At 70.9% G+C, this 15465-nt stretch carries 11 protein-coding genes and 1 pseudogene; 5 read left to right on the plus strand and 7 right to left on the minus strand.

Going from position 1 to position 15465, the window contains the following annotated elements; genetic code table 11:
- Positions 1–10: 10 nt before the first annotated feature.
- The 4 genes from IEY79_RS31420 to IEY79_RS31435 all read right to left on the minus strand — a co-directional run bounded on the left by IEY79_RS31420 (position 11) and on the right by IEY79_RS31435 (position 4350).
- Complete coding sequence (locus IEY79_RS31420) at positions 11–829, minus strand: aldose epimerase family protein (RefSeq protein WP_229701278.1); 819 nt, start codon at positions 827–829, stop codon at positions 11–13.
- 35 nt (positions 830–864) lie between these two features.
- Positions 865–1974: an SRPBCC family protein gene (locus IEY79_RS31425; RefSeq protein WP_189111057.1), complete on the minus strand. Its 1110-nt coding sequence runs from the start codon at positions 1972–1974 to the stop codon at positions 865–867.
- An 81-nt stretch (positions 1975–2055) separates the two neighbouring features.
- Positions 2056–3714 carry a polyamine aminopropyltransferase gene (locus tag IEY79_RS31430; RefSeq protein ID WP_189111058.1) on the minus strand — a complete coding sequence of 553 codons (1659 nt, stop codon included), beginning with the start codon at positions 3712–3714 and terminating at the stop codon, positions 2056–2058.
- A 117-nt stretch (positions 3715–3831) separates the two neighbouring features.
- The gene (locus IEY79_RS31435) at positions 3832–4350 is read right to left on the minus strand and encodes a DUF2617 family protein (RefSeq protein WP_189111059.1); all 519 of its coding nucleotides are present in this window, start codon (positions 4348–4350) and stop codon (positions 3832–3834) included.
- Positions 4351–5359: 1009 nt separating this feature from the next.
- On the opposite strand from IEY79_RS31435, the gene IEY79_RS31440 reads away from it, so the two are divergent.
- Both IEY79_RS31440 and IEY79_RS31445 read left to right on the plus strand, forming a co-directional pair.
- Positions 5360–6613 (plus strand): pyridoxal phosphate-dependent aminotransferase, encoded by a 1254-nt coding sequence (locus IEY79_RS31440; RefSeq protein WP_373292666.1) that lies wholly within the window; start codon positions 5360–5362, stop codon positions 6611–6613.
- A gap of 737 nt (positions 6614–7350) precedes the next feature.
- Positions 7351–8514 (plus strand): mannosyltransferase family protein, encoded by a 1164-nt coding sequence (locus tag IEY79_RS31445; protein WP_373292668.1) that lies wholly within the window; start codon positions 7351–7353, stop codon positions 8512–8514.
- A 40-nt stretch (positions 8515–8554) separates the two neighbouring features.
- Here the strand turns inward: IEY79_RS31445 and IEY79_RS31450 are convergent, their stop codons facing one another.
- Positions 8555–9124 carry a type III secretion system chaperone family protein gene (locus tag IEY79_RS31450; protein ID WP_189111061.1) on the minus strand — a complete coding sequence of 190 codons (570 nt, stop codon included), beginning with the start codon at positions 9122–9124 and terminating at the stop codon, positions 8555–8557.
- 261 nt (positions 9125–9385) lie between these two features.
- Positions 9386–11965 (minus strand): annotated as a pseudogene (gene clpB, locus IEY79_RS31455) (ATP-dependent chaperone ClpB); the annotation flags it as partial.
- 169 nt (positions 11966–12134) lie between these two features.
- On the opposite strand from clpB, the gene IEY79_RS31460 reads away from it, so the two are divergent.
- Entirely contained in the window at positions 12135–12539 is a 405-nt protein-coding gene (locus IEY79_RS31460) for a TIGR03618 family F420-dependent PPOX class oxidoreductase (RefSeq protein ID WP_189111063.1), read from the plus strand.
- A 131-nt stretch (positions 12540–12670) separates the two neighbouring features.
- On the opposite strand, the gene IEY79_RS31465 is transcribed toward IEY79_RS31460, so the two are convergent.
- On the minus strand, positions 12671–12991 hold the full coding sequence (locus IEY79_RS31465) for a Rieske (2Fe-2S) protein (protein WP_023539836.1): 321 nt from the start codon (positions 12989–12991) through the stop codon (positions 12671–12673).
- A gap of 292 nt (positions 12992–13283) precedes the next feature.
- Between IEY79_RS31465 and IEY79_RS31470 the strand changes: the two genes are divergently transcribed.
- Together IEY79_RS31470 and IEY79_RS31475 are read left to right on the plus strand one after the other, a co-directional pair.
- Positions 13284–14267 carry a helix-turn-helix transcriptional regulator gene (locus IEY79_RS31470; protein ID WP_189111064.1) on the plus strand — a complete coding sequence of 328 codons (984 nt, stop codon included), beginning with the start codon at positions 13284–13286 and terminating at the stop codon, positions 14265–14267.
- A gap of 127 nt (positions 14268–14394) precedes the next feature.
- A complete protein-coding gene (locus tag IEY79_RS31475) occupies positions 14395–15411 on the plus strand; it encodes a helix-turn-helix transcriptional regulator (protein WP_229701279.1) in 1017 nt (338 codons plus the stop codon).
- The last annotated feature ends 54 nt before the right edge of the window (positions 15412–15465 follow it).

Here is a 15465-nt window from a genome sequence, read left to right on the forward strand (position 1 = left end):
AAGGCCCGGCTCAGAGCCGGCGCCAGCTCCAGGTCGCCCTGATCTCCAGGGGGTCGATGGGCGTGACCAGCCGCGGCAGGGTGTTCAGTCCGTTCGGCGGACCGGTCTGCGGCTCCACGCAGACGGCCTCGGCCTGCTCGTCGTAGACGACCGCCCATTCGGCGGTACTGGCCACCTTCAGTTCGAGCCGCCCCGGCCAGGTCAGCGTCGCCTCCACGCCGTCGGGCATCCCGAAGCAGTCGTCCCACGGGCCGGGGCGCGGATCGATACGTCGACCGGTCGGCAGATGGTCCTCGCCGCGCTCCTCCTGCCAGGCGGGCGAGAAGTCGAGGCGTACGGCGTCCTCGTCGGCCGTACCGCCGTCCAGGTGGCGCAGGAACCACGGGTGCCAGCCGGCCTGCGCGGGGAAGGAGTCGTCGTACGTCTCGACGCCGAGCGTGAGGGTGAGCGAGTCGTCGGTGAGCTCGAAGAGCTGGGTGACACGACCGGTGTACGGCCAGGGGTCGGCCAGCTCGTACGTGAACGCCGCCTCGGTGTCGCCCCTGCGCGCGGTGCGCCAGGAGGTGTCGCGGCCGGTGCCGTGGATGGCGTGCGGCGGGGAGTTGAGCGGCAGTTGGTGGGTGATGCCGCCGTTGCCGAACTGCCCTCGATCGACCCGCCCGCACCAGGGCACCATCGGGAAGCAGCCGTAACGGTCGCCCTGCCGCAGCAGTTCCGTACCGCCGACGCGCAGGCTCGCGACGCGGCAGCCGTTCGCCGGATGGATGGTCAACTCGGCGTCGCCGGACGCCAGTCGGATCTCGCGCTTCTGGTCCGTTTCCGTACTCACGCCTTGACCCTAACCGGCGGGACGAGACGTACGGCTCAACGCCTGCGCCGCAGCGCGCGCCCCACGACGACGGCCCCCGCGATGGCGAGCGCGGCGGCGGGCCCCACCCACCGGAGCGCGGCCCCGGCGCCCCCGGAGTCGGGGGCCTGCTCGGGCGCGTAACGCCCGCGGGGCGGCGCGTGATCGACCTCCTCGGCACTGCGCCCGATCATGGTCCGCCGCGCATGGGCGGCCTCGGCGGGCGGATCGAGGGGCACGAGAAAGTCCCCGTCCCCGGATGAGGTGGCCCCGAACCCGACGGAAGGATCGAACTCCTCCGACTCACCGAGGTCGGGAAGGCCGGGGTCGGGGAGGTCGTCGGGGTCGGGCTGGTCACCGGAGGCGGCCGCGTCCGGGTCCTGCCCGGAGCCGGAGGGCCCGCCGGGCCGATCAGCGGGCTCCGCCCGCTCGTCGGCACCGACCGACTCGTCCGCTCCGTCGGTGCCTGGGCTTTCCGCCGACCGACCGGCAGCCGCGGCCGACTCGTCGGCCGGGCCTGTCACGCCCTCATCCCGTCCGGCGCCGGCGCCGGAGGCGTCAGGCCCCTCACCCGCAGCGCGAGGGCTCTCGGCGGGCCGACCCGCGGCCGCCGCGCGCTCGTCGCCGGACGCGTCCGCGTGGGACGCGTCGTCCGGGGGCGCTACCGGCCTGTCGGTCCCGGCGGCGGAGCCCGCAGCAGGCGCGTCGGCCTTCGTCAGCGCCGACGCGAAGCGGTCCAGCAGGCGGCGGGCCGTCGCTTCCGATGTCGGGGCGTCGATCTCCGACAGGCGGCCCTCCGCCGTCGACGTCGCCGTGAAAGTGAGCGTCGTGCCGTTGTCCGTCTCCGTGAGTCTGACGCGCACGTTCAGCTTGGCGGAGCCCGTACCCCGTACCTCCGTGCCCTCGCCCTTCGCCGTGAAGCCGCCCGCGCGTTCCGTGAGCGTCAGGGCGCCCCGGTACGTGATGGTGTGGCCGCCCACGCGGACCTTCAGGCGGCCCGAGAGCGGGCGGGCCGACCCGTCCGCGTCCTGCTGGAGGCCGGGGACGCAGCGCGCGACGCGGGCGTGGTCCCTCAGCGCCTCGCGGAGGGTCTCAGCCGGAACCGGAATGAACACCTCATGCTCCATGGGATCCGAGCCTACTCAGCCCCGCCGACTCAGGCGCCCCTCCGCACACAACGGCTTCCCCGGCCGACCCCGCGCGCCCCATCAGCCCGCGTACCGCGGATGCACCAGCGTGGACGGCGGCAGATCCCGCAACCGGGTGCGTTCCGCCCCGAGGACCCCCGCTGCGAGCACCGGCGCGGCCAGTGAGCGCAGCCGGGGCGCGTCCGGGGACAGCTCCACCCTCGGCGGGCGGCCGACGGCGGCCAGGACGAAGCCCCAGTCCGCCCCCCGCGTGCCCTCGCCCGCCGCCTCCCCCTCGTCCGCGTTCCTCCCGTCGTGCGCGCGGTCCGGCCCCGCCCCGAATCCCGCCGCCCGCCCCGTCGCGCTGTACGGACTGGTCCCGAAGCCGGCCGCGCGCAGCGTCGCGTCCACCGTCCAGTACGTACGCGGCCGGACGGCCGGCGGCCCCGCGTGCACCGTCAGCCGCCCTCCGTCGGCGAGCACGCGGGAGGCCAGTCCGTAGAACTCCTCCGAGTAGAGCTTGGTGCTCGGGGTGATAGCGGGGTTCGGCAGGTCCGAGATGACCACGTCGTACGGCCCCCGCTCCGGCGCCGACCCGCTCCCGTGCCCCCGCAGCCACGCGAACGCGTCCCCGTACTCCACCCGGAGCCGAGGGTCCTCGTACGCGTGTCCGTTCAGCTCCGCCAGCGCCGGGTCCGTACGGGCCAGGCGCGCGACGCCCGGGTCCAGCTCGACGAGCGTGACCGAACGGACGTCGGCGTAGCGCAGCACCTCCCGCGCCGCGAGCCCGTCGCCGCCGCCCAGGATCAGCACCCGCTCGTGCCGGCCGCTCATCGCGGGATGCACCAGCGCCTCGTGGTACCGGAACTCATCGCGCTCGCTGACCCGCAGCCGCCCGTCCAGATACAGGCTCAGCGGCTCGCCCCGCCCTCCCCGCCCGCCCGTGAGCACCACTTCCTGGACGTCGGTCTGGACCGCGACCCGCACCCCGTCCCCGTACACCGCGCGCCGCGCGGCCCGCTCGAAGTCGTCCACCATCACGGCGGCGGCGCCCAGCACCGCCAGCACCAGGACGTTCACCAGCAACAGCAGCCCCCGCTCGCGACCTGTCAGATCGCTGCCGAAGACCCAGAGCACGAGCGCGCCCCCCGCGACCACGTTCACCGCACCGGTCAGCAGCGCGCCCGTCAGCTGCCCGAGCCACGGCAGCAGCAGGAACGGGAACGCGAGACCGCCCACCAGCGCGCCCACGTAGTCCGCGGCGAAGAGATCCGCGACGGTCCCGCCCGCGTCCTGCCGGGAGACCCGCTGGATGAGCGTCATCAGCAGCGGGATCTCCGCGCCGATGAGGATGCCGATGGAGAGCGAGAAGCCGATCAGCGCGTACCGCGACTCGCCCATCCAGGCGAACGTCGCGTACAGCACCATCGCCGAGCAGCCCCCCAGCAGTGCGAGCGCCGCCTCCACAAGACCGAATCCCACGGCCGCCCGGCAGCGCAGCCGCTTGGCGAGCAGCGACCCGAGGCCCATCGCGAAGACCATCAGGGACAGGACCACCGACGCCTGTGTGACGGAATCCCCGATCAGATACGACGCGAGGGCGACCAGCTCCAGCTCGTACACCAGTCCGCACGCGGCGCACACGAAGACCACGGCGAGAATCAGGAAGCGGCCCGCGCTGGGCCGGACGGGCAGTCGCGGCGCGCTTTCCGCCGGCGCGACCACGTACTGGTCGATCATCCCAGTAACGCTACGTCACTACTTCCGTGCGGCTTGTCACCCACAAGGGTGGTAACTCGCGTTCACACCTCTCCCCATGACCTTTTCCTGCCGCTCCCGCGGCCGTTCCGGTCGCCACTACAGCGCGACCGGAACCCGCACCCCCACCCGCGTCCGGGTCACCACCAGCGCCCCTTCCTGGGGGTACGCGTGCCAGGTGCGCCACGCCACCTGCCCCTCGTGCTTCTGCACGAGCATCGCCGTGAACGCGTGCGGATCGCCCGGGAACGTGCCCGCGAGCCCGTTCGGGTGGTCGGCGACCAGGGCGAGCAGTTCCTGCGCGCGCCCCGCGAACGAGCCTTGCGACAACGTCTCGACGCGCGCGGCGAATTCGTACTCCCACTCCCCCACGCGCTCCGCGACACCGAGCGGAAGCGGCGTACTGCTGCCGGGGATGCAGGCCACCGTCTCGGAGCAACTGCCCTGCGCCTCCTCAAGTAGTACCTGGTGGGAGGCGCCCAGGAGCCTCAACTGCAGTTTGGCGCCGGCGAGTTCGAGATCGAGGACGGCGAGGGCGGGCAGCGGCTCGCGCCCCAAAGCCCAGGCCAGATCGGCGGCACGGGTGTCGGTGTAGGCGGTATTGAGAGTTCTGAGCATGGGTCGGCTCCGCAAACACGCTTGGCAAAGTGGACCGGGTGGCGTCCCGGAGGATGAATGGGGAGGTCTGAGATCCGAGATCGGTGATGCGAGATCGGTGATGCGAGATCGGTGATCGAGATCCCGGAACAGAGAACTGTGAGTGGTGAGCTGCGAGTCGTGAACTGTGCACGGACGGAACTTACGAGCGGAGAACTGAGAAGCGGGAACTAAGAGTCGCGAGCTGGGTGCTGGGAATTGCGAGCTGAGGACTGAGAGCTGAGGTCTGACGGAAGGCAGGAGATCGTCGACTCGGCCCGCGCGAAAGTCCGAGGTTCGAGGCCCAAGGTCCGGGGGCTGGAAATCTCAACAGCGAGGGAATCACGAAGTAAGGGGCGCTCACAGCGTTTTTACCCAACTTGACTGGGTTTCCATCCCCCCGGGGGTGCCACAGTTCAACTGTTCAACCACAAACCGGCCAACGCCCCACTGGTTCAAGGCACTTCCTCCACCCGGGCGTCCAACATGAAGGTGCCCGGCGGAAGTTCATCCCGCCGGGCACCTTCAGTGGCCACGGACCAGCTGCCCCGTGTCAGCTGCCTCCGCCGCCGCACCCCCCGCCGCCTCCGCCGCAGGAGGAAGAACCTCCGCCGCAGGACGAGGAGCCGCCTCCGTCGCCGCTGGAGTACCAACTCCCGCCGCTGCTCCCGCCGCCGCCGTCGCCCCCGCCGGATCGGCGGCTGCCGGAGAGCCGGACACCGCGATTCCGGTTTCGCGCCCGCCGGCTCTTCGAATAGGACCCCATCGCGAACAGGAACCCGACAACCAACAGTGCGAGAAGCCCGAAGGCAAGACCCACAACGTTCATCGTCTTCACCGTCTTTCTGTTCCCCCGAAGCGAGGCCTCCGCTTTCGCGTGACCGGCTTCGCCAGTGATCGGCTTTCGTGCCGTCTTCTTGTGTGACTGGGGAATGCCCCCCGCCCCGCTAACCCAAAGCAGACTTGAGCAAGTCCAGAGCTTCGGCGCAGGATGGCCGCCATGACCGCCACGAATCCCCCGGACCGTCCGTCTCCCCCGGCTCCCCCCGCATCCGCCGCGAGCGACAACGCCGCGCCCCGCCGCCCCCTGCTCAACCGACGCCTCGCGGAGTTCGGGACGACGATCTTCGCCGAGATGTCGGCGCTGGCCGTCCGGACCGGCGCGATCAACCTGGGCCAGGGCTTTCCCGACACCGACGGCCCCGAGGAGGTCAGGGAGGCGGCGGTCCGGGCACTGCGCGACGGCCGCGGCAACCAGTACCCGCCGGGCCCCGGCGTTCCCGAGCTGCGCACGGCGATCGCCGACCACCAGCTGAAGCGGTACGGCCTGGCGTACGACCCCGACACCGAGGTCCTGGTCACGGCGGGCGCCACCGAGGCGATCGCCGCGTCACTGCTCGCCCTCGTGGAACCCGGCGACGAGGTGATCGCACTTGAGCCGTACTACGACTCGTACGCCGCCTCCATCGCCCTCGCGGGCGGCACGCGCGTGCCCGTGACGCTGCGGCCCCGGGACGGGGCGTACCACCTGGACCTGGACGAACTGCGCGACGCCGTCACCCCGCGCACCCGGCTGATCCTCCTCAACACCCCGCACAACCCGACCGGCACCGTCCTCACGCGCGAGGAGCTGGCGGCCGTGGCCGCGCTCGCCGTCGAGCGGGATCTGCTGGTGGTCACCGACGAGGTGTACGAGCACCTGGTCTTCGACGGCGAGCATCTGCCCATCGCGTCGTTCCCGGGGATGCGCGAGCGCACGGTCACCATCGGCAGCGCGGGCAAGACGTTCTCGTTCACCGGCTGGAAGGTCGGCTGGGTGACGGCCACGCCGGAGCTGGTGACCACGGTCAAGTCGGCGAAGCAGTTCCTGACGTACGTCTCGGCCGGCCCCTTCCAGTACGCCGTCGCCGAGGCGCTGCGGCTGCCGGAAAGCTACTTCGACGACCTGCGCGACGATCTGCGGACCAAGCGCGACCTGCTGTCGGCGGGACTCGCGGCGGCCGGCTTCGAGGTCTACCGGCCGGCGGGCACCTACTTCGTCACCACCGACATCCGGCCGCTCGGCGAGAGCGACGGCTTCGCGTTCTGCCGTGCGCTGCCGGAGCGGTGCGGTGTGGTGGCCGTGCCGAACGCGGTGTTCTACGACCACCGGGAGCAGGGCGCGCCCTTCGTACGGTTCGCGTTCTGCAAGCGCACGGAGGTACTGGCGGACGCGGCGGCCCGGCTCAAGACCCTCGCGGGGTGAGGCGCGGGTAGGGCGCGGGGTGAGGCGCGAAGGGCCTCAGGGCCCCGCGTGGACCTGGCGGGCCCACGGGCTCGGGGTACGGGGGTACTCGGCGCGCGGCTCGCACACCGCGCGGTGCGGGGCGCGCGCCGTGCCTTCGGCGGAGAGCGCGGAGCGAGGGCGACAACTGCCTCTGCGGCAGGAGCGGATCGGTCGCGTCGGCCAGCTCCAGTGCCGGCCTGATGTGTTCGACCGCCTGGCCGGAGGTGACCGCGTGGCGGGTCCGGTCGGCCGTACGCGTCAGCGCGGCGCCCGTCGCGGAGAGAATCGCCGTCCGCTTCACCGCGGGCGCGGCGCGCAGCGAGCCGGTCCGCCGCCGGCGTCCAGCGCTTCCGCCGGATCGGTGGAGTCCTCCAGCCTGTTATGACGGAGCATCAGGGCGGTGCTGAGCACCCCGATGTCGGACGAGACGGTGATCCCCCGCGCGCCCGACAGGTACCCAACGCCCCGCCCCCCACCCCCGCCGTCACCCCTGTCACGCCGACACGCCGCCCCTCCCCCGGCACCCCCCGTCCGGCGCCCCTTCGTACCCGGTCGGCCCGGCACCGGTCGCGCCGTCCAGCCACGCGACGGAAGGTCGGTTAGACCCGTCACGCGCCCGGAGGTGCCCCCTGTCCGCCGACACGCTCGACACAGTCGACGCATACGACACCGCCGGATCCACCGGCCCCGGGGGAACACCCAAAACCCTCCCGGCCATCACCTTCAGCCCCGTCGCCGCCCCGCGCGCCCCGCGCCTCGTCTCCGCCCTGCGCCGGGCCGCCCTCTCCCTCGGGCTGTTCGCCGCCGCGCGGCTCACCGGGCTGCTCCTCCTGTGCCTCTGGGCCGAGCACATCGGCCGGTCCCCGCGCCAACTGCTCACCCAGACCTGGGACTCCACCTGGTACACGCGGATCGCCGAACAGGGCTACGGCCACACGCTCCACTTCACCGACGGTGCCGTCCACAGCGACCTCGCGTTCTTCCCGCTCTACCCCGGTCTCGTACGGGCCGTCACCACCGTGCTCCCGATCGGCGGCGGCACCGCCGCCCTGCTGATCTCCTGGGCCGCCGCCGCGGTCGCCGCCTTCGGCATCCATCTGCTCGGCGAGCGCCTGCACGGCCGCACCACCGCGACCGTCCTCGTGCTCCTGTGGGGTCTGCTCCCGCACGCGGTCGTGTTCTCCATCGCGTACACGGAGCCGCTGCTCACCGCCTTCGCCGCCTTCTCCCTGTACGCGGTGCTCACCGGCCGCTGGCTGTGGGCCGGTTCGCTGGCCGCGCTCGCGGGCCTGGCCCGGCCCAACGGGGTCGCCATCGCGGCGGCGGTGTGCGTCGCCGCGGGCTACGAGCTGTGGAAGCGCCGCGCGCACGCGCCCTGGCGGCTCTGGGCCGGGGCCGCCGTCGCGCCGCTCGGCTGGGGCGGCTATCTGCTCTGGGTGGGCGTACGCACCGGCGACCCGCTCTCCGGCTACTTCGCCGTACAGAGAGGCTGGCGCTCCCGCTTCGACTTCGGCATCGACGCCCTGCGCAACGTACGGGACATCGTCGTGCGCCCCGCCGAACTCGCCACCACCGCGACCGCGCTCATCGTCGGCGTGGCCCTGCTGCTCTTCGCGCTGCTCGTCGTGGACCGGGAGAGCCGCCCGCCGCTGCCGGTGCTCGTGTACACGGGGGTACTGCTGCTGATCACAGCCGGCGGCGGAGGCTTCTTCGAGTCCAAGCCCCGCTTCCTGCTGCCCGCGTTCCCGCTGCTGCTCCCGCTCGCGTGCGCGCTCGCGAAAGCCCGGCCGAGAGCGGCGATCGTGGTGATCGCGGCTCTCGCCGGGCTGTCGTGCTGCTACGGAACGTACCTGCTGACGCTGGCTCCGGTGCCGCTGTAGCGCCGGGGCGCCACGCGCGGGCCGTCGTCGAAACGCGCCGTCAGGCCTCGTCGGCCGGCTTCTGCTCGGCGGGCGCGCCGTCGGCGGACTCCGCGGGCTTGGCCTCCGTCGGCGTCAGGCCGAAGGTCTCCACGAGCCACTTGTCGAACTCGATCGACGCCCGCACCCAGCTGACGGTCGACGACACGAAGTGCTCCAGGCTGACGCCGGTACCGATCAGCATCTGGGCCTCGCCGATGAGCCGGACGGTGGTGGGGCCGTCCTCCTCCTCGTGCACGTGGCTGTAGACCTTGGGCCACAGCGTGCGGCGGTTCCAGTCGTCGATCGCGTCGAGGATCTTGGGCTTGTCCTCAAGGGCGTGCGGCCGGTCGTAGAACGTCCGTACCGAGAAGACCTGCTGGTCGTCCTCGCCGCGGAACATGAAGTACGTACGGAAATCCTCCCACGGCGCCGCGAGGTCACCCTCGTCGTCGACGACGTACTTCAGCTCCATCTGGTCGAGGAGCTGCTTGACCAGATCCTTGTCGGGGACGACAGGGCCCGCCGGTCCCGCAGCCTGCGGTTGGGGCTGGGCCCCGAAATTCGGAATCGAGGACGGGTCGATAGTCATCGCTGGATTCTCCTGAGGAAGGCATGCCGTTGTCTGACAACGACCCTAGCCGCGATCCCCGTGCGGCAACCCCGCACCCCGTCGACAATCGGGCGGATGGCCGGACGTGGCCCGCCACCGTTGCGGTGACGGGCCCCGGGTCCGGCCGGGACAGGCGGGACCCGCGCGTCGCTACGGCGTCTTCTCCAAAGAAGGCGCCCCCGCACCGGCCCCCTCACCAGGGCCCGCCCCCTCCTCGGCCTCCGGCTCCCGCCCACGCGGCGCCGGCCCCACGATCAGCCCGTCGCCCGCGCGGTCCACCCGTACCGTGTCGCCGTCCACGACCTCGCCCGCGAGGATCTCCTTCGCCAGCCGGTCGCCGATCGCCGTCTGGATCAGCCGGCGCAGCGGCCGCGCGCCGTACGCGGGGTCGTTGCCCTTGTCGGCGAGCCAGGCCAGGGCCTCCGGGGTGATGTCGAGGGCGAGGCGGCGGTCCGCCAGCCGCTTCGCGAGCAGCCCGATCTGCAGATCGGCGATCCGGGCCAGCTCCTCCTTGGAGAGGGCGGAGAAGACGACGAGATCGTCCAGCCTGTTCAGGAACTCCGGCTTGAAGGAGGCCCGTACGGTCTCCAGGACCTGCTGCTTCTTCGTCTCCGCCGAAGGGATCGGGTCGACCAGATACTGACTGCCGAGGTTCGACGTGAGGACCAGGATGGTGTTGCGGAAGTCCACCGTCCGCCCCTGGCCGTCCGTGAGGCGGCCGTCGTCGAGGACCTGGAGGAGGACGTCGAAGACCTCCGGGTGGGCCTTCTCGACCTCGTCCAGCAGGACCACGCTGTAGGGCCTGCGGCGGACGGCCTCGGTGAGCTGGCCGCCCTCCTCGTAGCCGACGTAGCCGGGGGGCGCCCCGACGAGCCGCGCGACCGAGTGCTTCTCGCCGTACTCGCTCATGTCGATACGGACCATGGCCCGCTCGTCGTCGAAGAGGAAGTCCGCCAGTGCCTTCGCCAGTTCGGTCTTGCCGACACCGGTCGGTCCGAGGAAGAGGAAAGAACCGGTGGGCCGGTCCGGGTCCGCGATGCCCGCGCGGGTGCGCCGTACCGCGTCCGACACCGCCTCGACCGCCTCCGTCTGACCGATCAGCCGGCGGCCCAGCTCCGCCTCCATACGGAGGAGCTTGCGCGTCTCGCCCTCCAGCAGCCGCCCGGCCGGGATCCCGGTCCACGACCCGACGACGTCGGCGATCTCGTCCTCGCCGACCTCCTCCTTGACCATGGTGTCCTTGGCGGCTTCCTGCTCCGCCTCGGTCGCCGCCGCCAACTCCTGCTCCACGGCCGGGATCTCGCCGTACAGCAGCTTGGACGCGGCGTCGAGGTCCTGTTCGCGCCGCGCGCGCTCGGCCTGTCCGCGCAGCTCGTCCAGCTTCTCCTTCAGCTCACCGACCCGGTTCAGCCCCTGCTTCTCCTTCTGCCACCGCGCGTCGAGCCCGCGCAGCTCCTCCTCGCGGTCGGCGAGGTCGCGCCGCAGCTTCTCCAGACGCTGCTTGGACGCGGCGTCCGACTCGTTCTTCAGCGCGAGCTCCTCCATACGGAGGCGGTCGACCGATCTCTGGAGTTCGTCGATCTCGACGGGTGAGGAGTCGATCTCCATACGGAGGCGGGACGCGGCCTCGTCGACGAGGTCGATGGCCTTGTCGGGAAGGAAGCGCGAGGTGATGTAGCGGTCGGAGAGCGCGGCGGCGGCCACCAGCGCCGCGTCCGCGATCTGCACCTTGTGGTGCGCCTCGTACCGGCCCTTGAGGCCGCGCAGGATCGCGATCGTGTCCTCGACGTTGGGTTCGGCGATCAGCACCTGCTGGAAGCGCCGCTCCAGCGCGGCGTCCTTCTCGATGCGCTCGCGGTACTCGTCCAGGGTCGTCGCGCCGACCATGCGCAGCTCGCCGCGCGCCAGCATGGGCTTGAGCATGTTGCCCGCGTCCATGGCTGAGTCGCCGCCGGCGCCCGCTCCCACGACGGTGTGCAGCTCGTCGATGAAGGTGATGATCTGCCCGTCGCTCTCCTTGATCTCGGACAGGACGGTCTTCAGCCGCTCCTCGAACTCGCCGCGGTACTTGGCGCCCGCGACCATCGCGCCCAGGTCCAGCGAGACGAGCTTCTTGTTCTTCAGGGACTCCGGCACGTCGCCCTTGACGATGCGCTGCGCGAGCCCTTCCACGACGGCCGTCTTGCCGACACCGGGCTCGCCGATCAGTACGGGGTTGTTCTTCGTACGGCGCGACAGCACCTGCACCACGCGGCGGATCTCCTGGTCCCGGCCGATGACCGGGTCGAGCTTGCCCTCGCGCGCGGCGGCCGTGAAGTCGGTGCCGAACTTCTCCAGGGCCTTGTACTGGCCCTCCGGATCGGGTGTGGTCACCCGGCGTCCTCCCCTTGCCTTCTCGAACGCGGCCTGCAACTTCTTCGCGCCGGCACCCTGCCGCTCCAGCAGCTCTCCGGCCTTCCCGCCCTCGGCCGCGATGCCGATGAGCAGATGCTCGGTCGAGATGTACTCGTCGCCGAGCTTCTTCGCCCGCTTGGCGCCGTCGGAGATGACGGCGAGCAGCGCGCGGTCGGGGCCGGGCGGGGCGACGGTGGATCCCCGCACGCTGGGCCGGTCGGCCAGCAGCCGCTCCGCCCCGGACCGTACCTCGGCCTGGTCGGCGTCGACGGCGACGAGCAGGTCCGTGACGTTCTCGTTGTCCTCGCCCCCGAGCAGCGCGAGCAGCAGGTGCGCGGGGGTCAGGTCGGCATGGCCCGCCGACACCGCGCGGTCGGTGGCGGCGTTGATGGCGTCCTTGCTCTTGTTCGTCAGCTCGGCGTCCACGTGCGGTCTCTCCTCCTCGGCGCAGGGTCCGTCCCCGGGGAACCTGACCCACCCAACGTACGCAAAGTTGAGTCTATGCCACTCAAGCCCGAAGGGGGTACATCCGGCTACGCCGACCAACTACCGCCGACCCGCGTCCGCGAGGCCATTTCGCGCCTATTCTTCCGGCATGGCCCAAGACGTACGCGATCCCGGCGCCGACTATCTCGCCTTCTGGCGCGAGCGCCATCTGTCCACCCTGACCACGCTCCGGCCCGACGGCACACCGCATGTGGTGCCGGTGGGCGTGACGTACGAGCCGGAGACCCGGCTGGCACGTGTCATCACCGGCAAGAACTCCACGAAGGTCGCCAACATCCTGGCGGCGGGCCCGGACGGGGCCCGGGTGGCGGTCTGTCAGGTCCAAGGACGGCGCTGGGCGACCCTTGAAGGCGTCGCGACGGTACGGACGGAGGCCGATCGGGTCGCGGACGCGGTAGGCCGTTACGCGGCCCGCTACGAGCGCACGCCCGCACCCAACCCGGACCGGATAGTCATCGAGATCGCCGTCGACCGCACGCTCGGCAGAGGATGATCCGCGGCGCGCGGCGCGGCGCGGGCCGGCCTGTATGCGGGCAGCACAGCGGCGCCATCGCGTTTCAGGTCCACGATGGCGCCGCTGTGTGGGGGAAGTGCCGGAGCGATCTACTACGACGGGGGAATCGCTCAGGCACTGCGGGGGGTGGCGGAAATGGTCTGTGGTTCGACCAGCTGGTGGTCACGCTGGTCAAGATTTACGAAAATCATGTCGTACCGAATCGCACAGCGCACGGGCTGCGGCGCCCCCCGAGGCTTCCTCAGACACCGGTAGGCACGGACGTCCTCGTCCTCCTCGCGGACGACGACCACGGGCTCTCCGAACAGGGTGACCATCAGCGAGTCACCACGGTGAGGGATCGCCGTGACGAGATCGATGAAGTGCCACCCGGACCGGTAGGCCGAAGCCATCTCACGCCGAAAGACCCTGTCGTCCGGCGGGACAGTCATGCGCCCAAGTCCACCGGTGCGCTGTCCCAGGAGGGATCACTCGGCAGAGCCTGCACGGCGGATACAGACGCGCTGTCCGCCGCGGGGGTGCCACCCGCGACGAGCGAGCCCGTCACGGCCACCGCAAAAGCAAGTACGCAAAACGCGCGAGCCATCCTCTTCATGGACGATCTCCACCCCATTCTGATCACTATCCTCCCCCCGCGACTAAGACGATGGCCCACGCCGAACGCTTCCACCAGCGAGCACGGGCATCATGTTCCTGTAATTCAGGACCCTGAGGGGGTGTCAAATGCAGTCAAGTCAGGGAATTGACGGACATAGGCATGGGCCTGGCGAACTATGCGAAGCCGGCAAAAATCTCTACGCGGCGGCTCTGCGCTCCGGCCGGCTGTCCCGTTCGGAGGTGGAGGCCGCGCCCTGCCTGCTCGCCCTCGCACTGCTGCGCCCGGACCCGGACGATGCCCAGTGGCTCCGTCCGGTATCCCCGTCGATCGCGCTCAACCAGCTCACGCATCCCCTGGAACGGGAGATCCAGGAGCGGCGGCAGCTCGCCATGTCGCTCGCGGAGACCTTCGAGCCGTTCATGACTCTCACCGCCCTGGACCCGTCAGCCACGCACGCGATCACCGTGCTCGAAGGGCTGAGCCTCATCAACTCCACCCTGGACCGCGTAACCGCCGAGTGCACCGAGGAACTGCTCACGGTCCAGCCCGGCAGCGGACGGAAACCGGGCTCCCAGGAGGAGGCCCTTCGCCGGGTCCGACCGCTGATAGACAGCGGCGTGAAGATGCGGACCCTGTATCAGCACACGGCCCGGCATCATCCCGCCACGCTCGCCTATGTGGAACGGGTCGCGCCGCACGGGGTGGAGGTGCGAACGCTGGAGGAGATCATCGAGCGCCTCATCATCGTGGACCGCAAAGTGGCCTTCGTACCCGCCCGCAGCGACCGCAGGATCGCCCTGGAACTCCGCCACGAGGGGCTGGTGCAGTATCTGGTCGGCGTCTTCGAGCAGTTCTGGCTCCACGGCACCCCCTGGGACGAACAGTTGTCGTACGCGCCGGAGATCGACGGAATCACCAGCACCCAGCGCTCCATCGCCAAACTCCTCATCGACGGCCACGTGGACGAGGCCATCGCACGCCGGCTCGGCATGAACGTCCGCACCTGCCGCGCGCACATCGCCAAGCTGAGCACCACGCTCGGCAGCGGCAGCCGGGCCCAACTCGGCTACCTCATCGCCCAGTCGGGCATTCTGGACCACGACCACTGAGCCACGCCCGGGGGGAGAGCCGCGGTCACGGCCGGGTTCGGGCCCGGGAGTTGGCGACTCCCACCCGCCTGCAACCCTCCTCCACCGACTAGAATCGCACCACCGTCATCTTGCTGCATTGCAGAAAGTGGAGGGTGCCGAAATAGGCGAAAACAGAGAGAATCAGACGCACCACCCACACGGCGACCGGGAGTTGTGCGAGACGGCGATCGCTCTCTACACCGAGGCGCTGCGCAGAGGGCGGATCACTCGCGCCGCACTGGCGCCGGCGCCCTGCCTCCTCGACATGGCGCTCCTGTATCCCGACCCTCTCGACGCCGCGTGGATGAGCCCGGTGCTGCCGTCCGCGGCTCTGGCGCATCTCCTCCAGCCCATCACGCGTGAGATCCACGAACGTGTCCAGCTGACCACCTCCCTGGTCAACTCGCTCGCGCCGCTGAGCGCCGTCGTCGCCGAGGACCCCAGCCTCTCCATCACCATGCTCGACGGGCACGTGCTGATCGACGCGAAGGTCGGCGAGGCCGCCCGCGCCGCGACGAAGGAGATCCTGACGGTCCAGCCGGGGTTCAGCAGGGAGCGCAAACTCATGATGGCGGGGCTGGCCCGCTCGCTGGCCGCCATCGAACGCGGCGCCCACCTGAGGCACTTGTACCAGCACCCGGCCCGCTACAGCCCGCACATCAAGGAGTACCTGGATCAGGTCCCCGCCGACCGGCTGGAGGTACGCACGGTCGAGCAGACCGTCGAGCGCCTGATCATCGTCGACCGCGCGGTGGCCTTCATCCCCGCCAGCGCCAACCGACACACGGCCCTGGAGATCCGGCACCCGGCCCTGATCACCTACCTCGTGGGTGTCTACGAGGTCCTGTGGGGCCAGGCCACCCCCATGACGGAACGCCCGCCCACGATCTCACCGGACGCGCCGGTGACTCCCGTCCAGCACAGCATCGCCCGGCTCCTCGCCGAAGGGACCACCGACGAGGCGGTGGCCCGCAAAATGGGCATCAGCGTCCGCACCTGCCGCTCCCACATAGCCAAACTGATGCAGGCCCTCAACGCCTCCAGCCGCACCCACCTCGGCGCCCTGCTGGTCCAGTCGGGCCTGATCGAACCCCAGCCGAGCAAGCCGTACGAACTCCGCTGAACACCGCGCCGTTTCACACGCATCGGGGAGGTGTCGTCCCTTGATCAGTACGAC

Source organism: Streptomyces camponoticapitis (assembly GCF_014646115.1).
Lineage (GTDB): Bacteria > Actinomycetota > Actinomycetes > Streptomycetales > Streptomycetaceae > Streptomyces > Streptomyces camponoticapitis.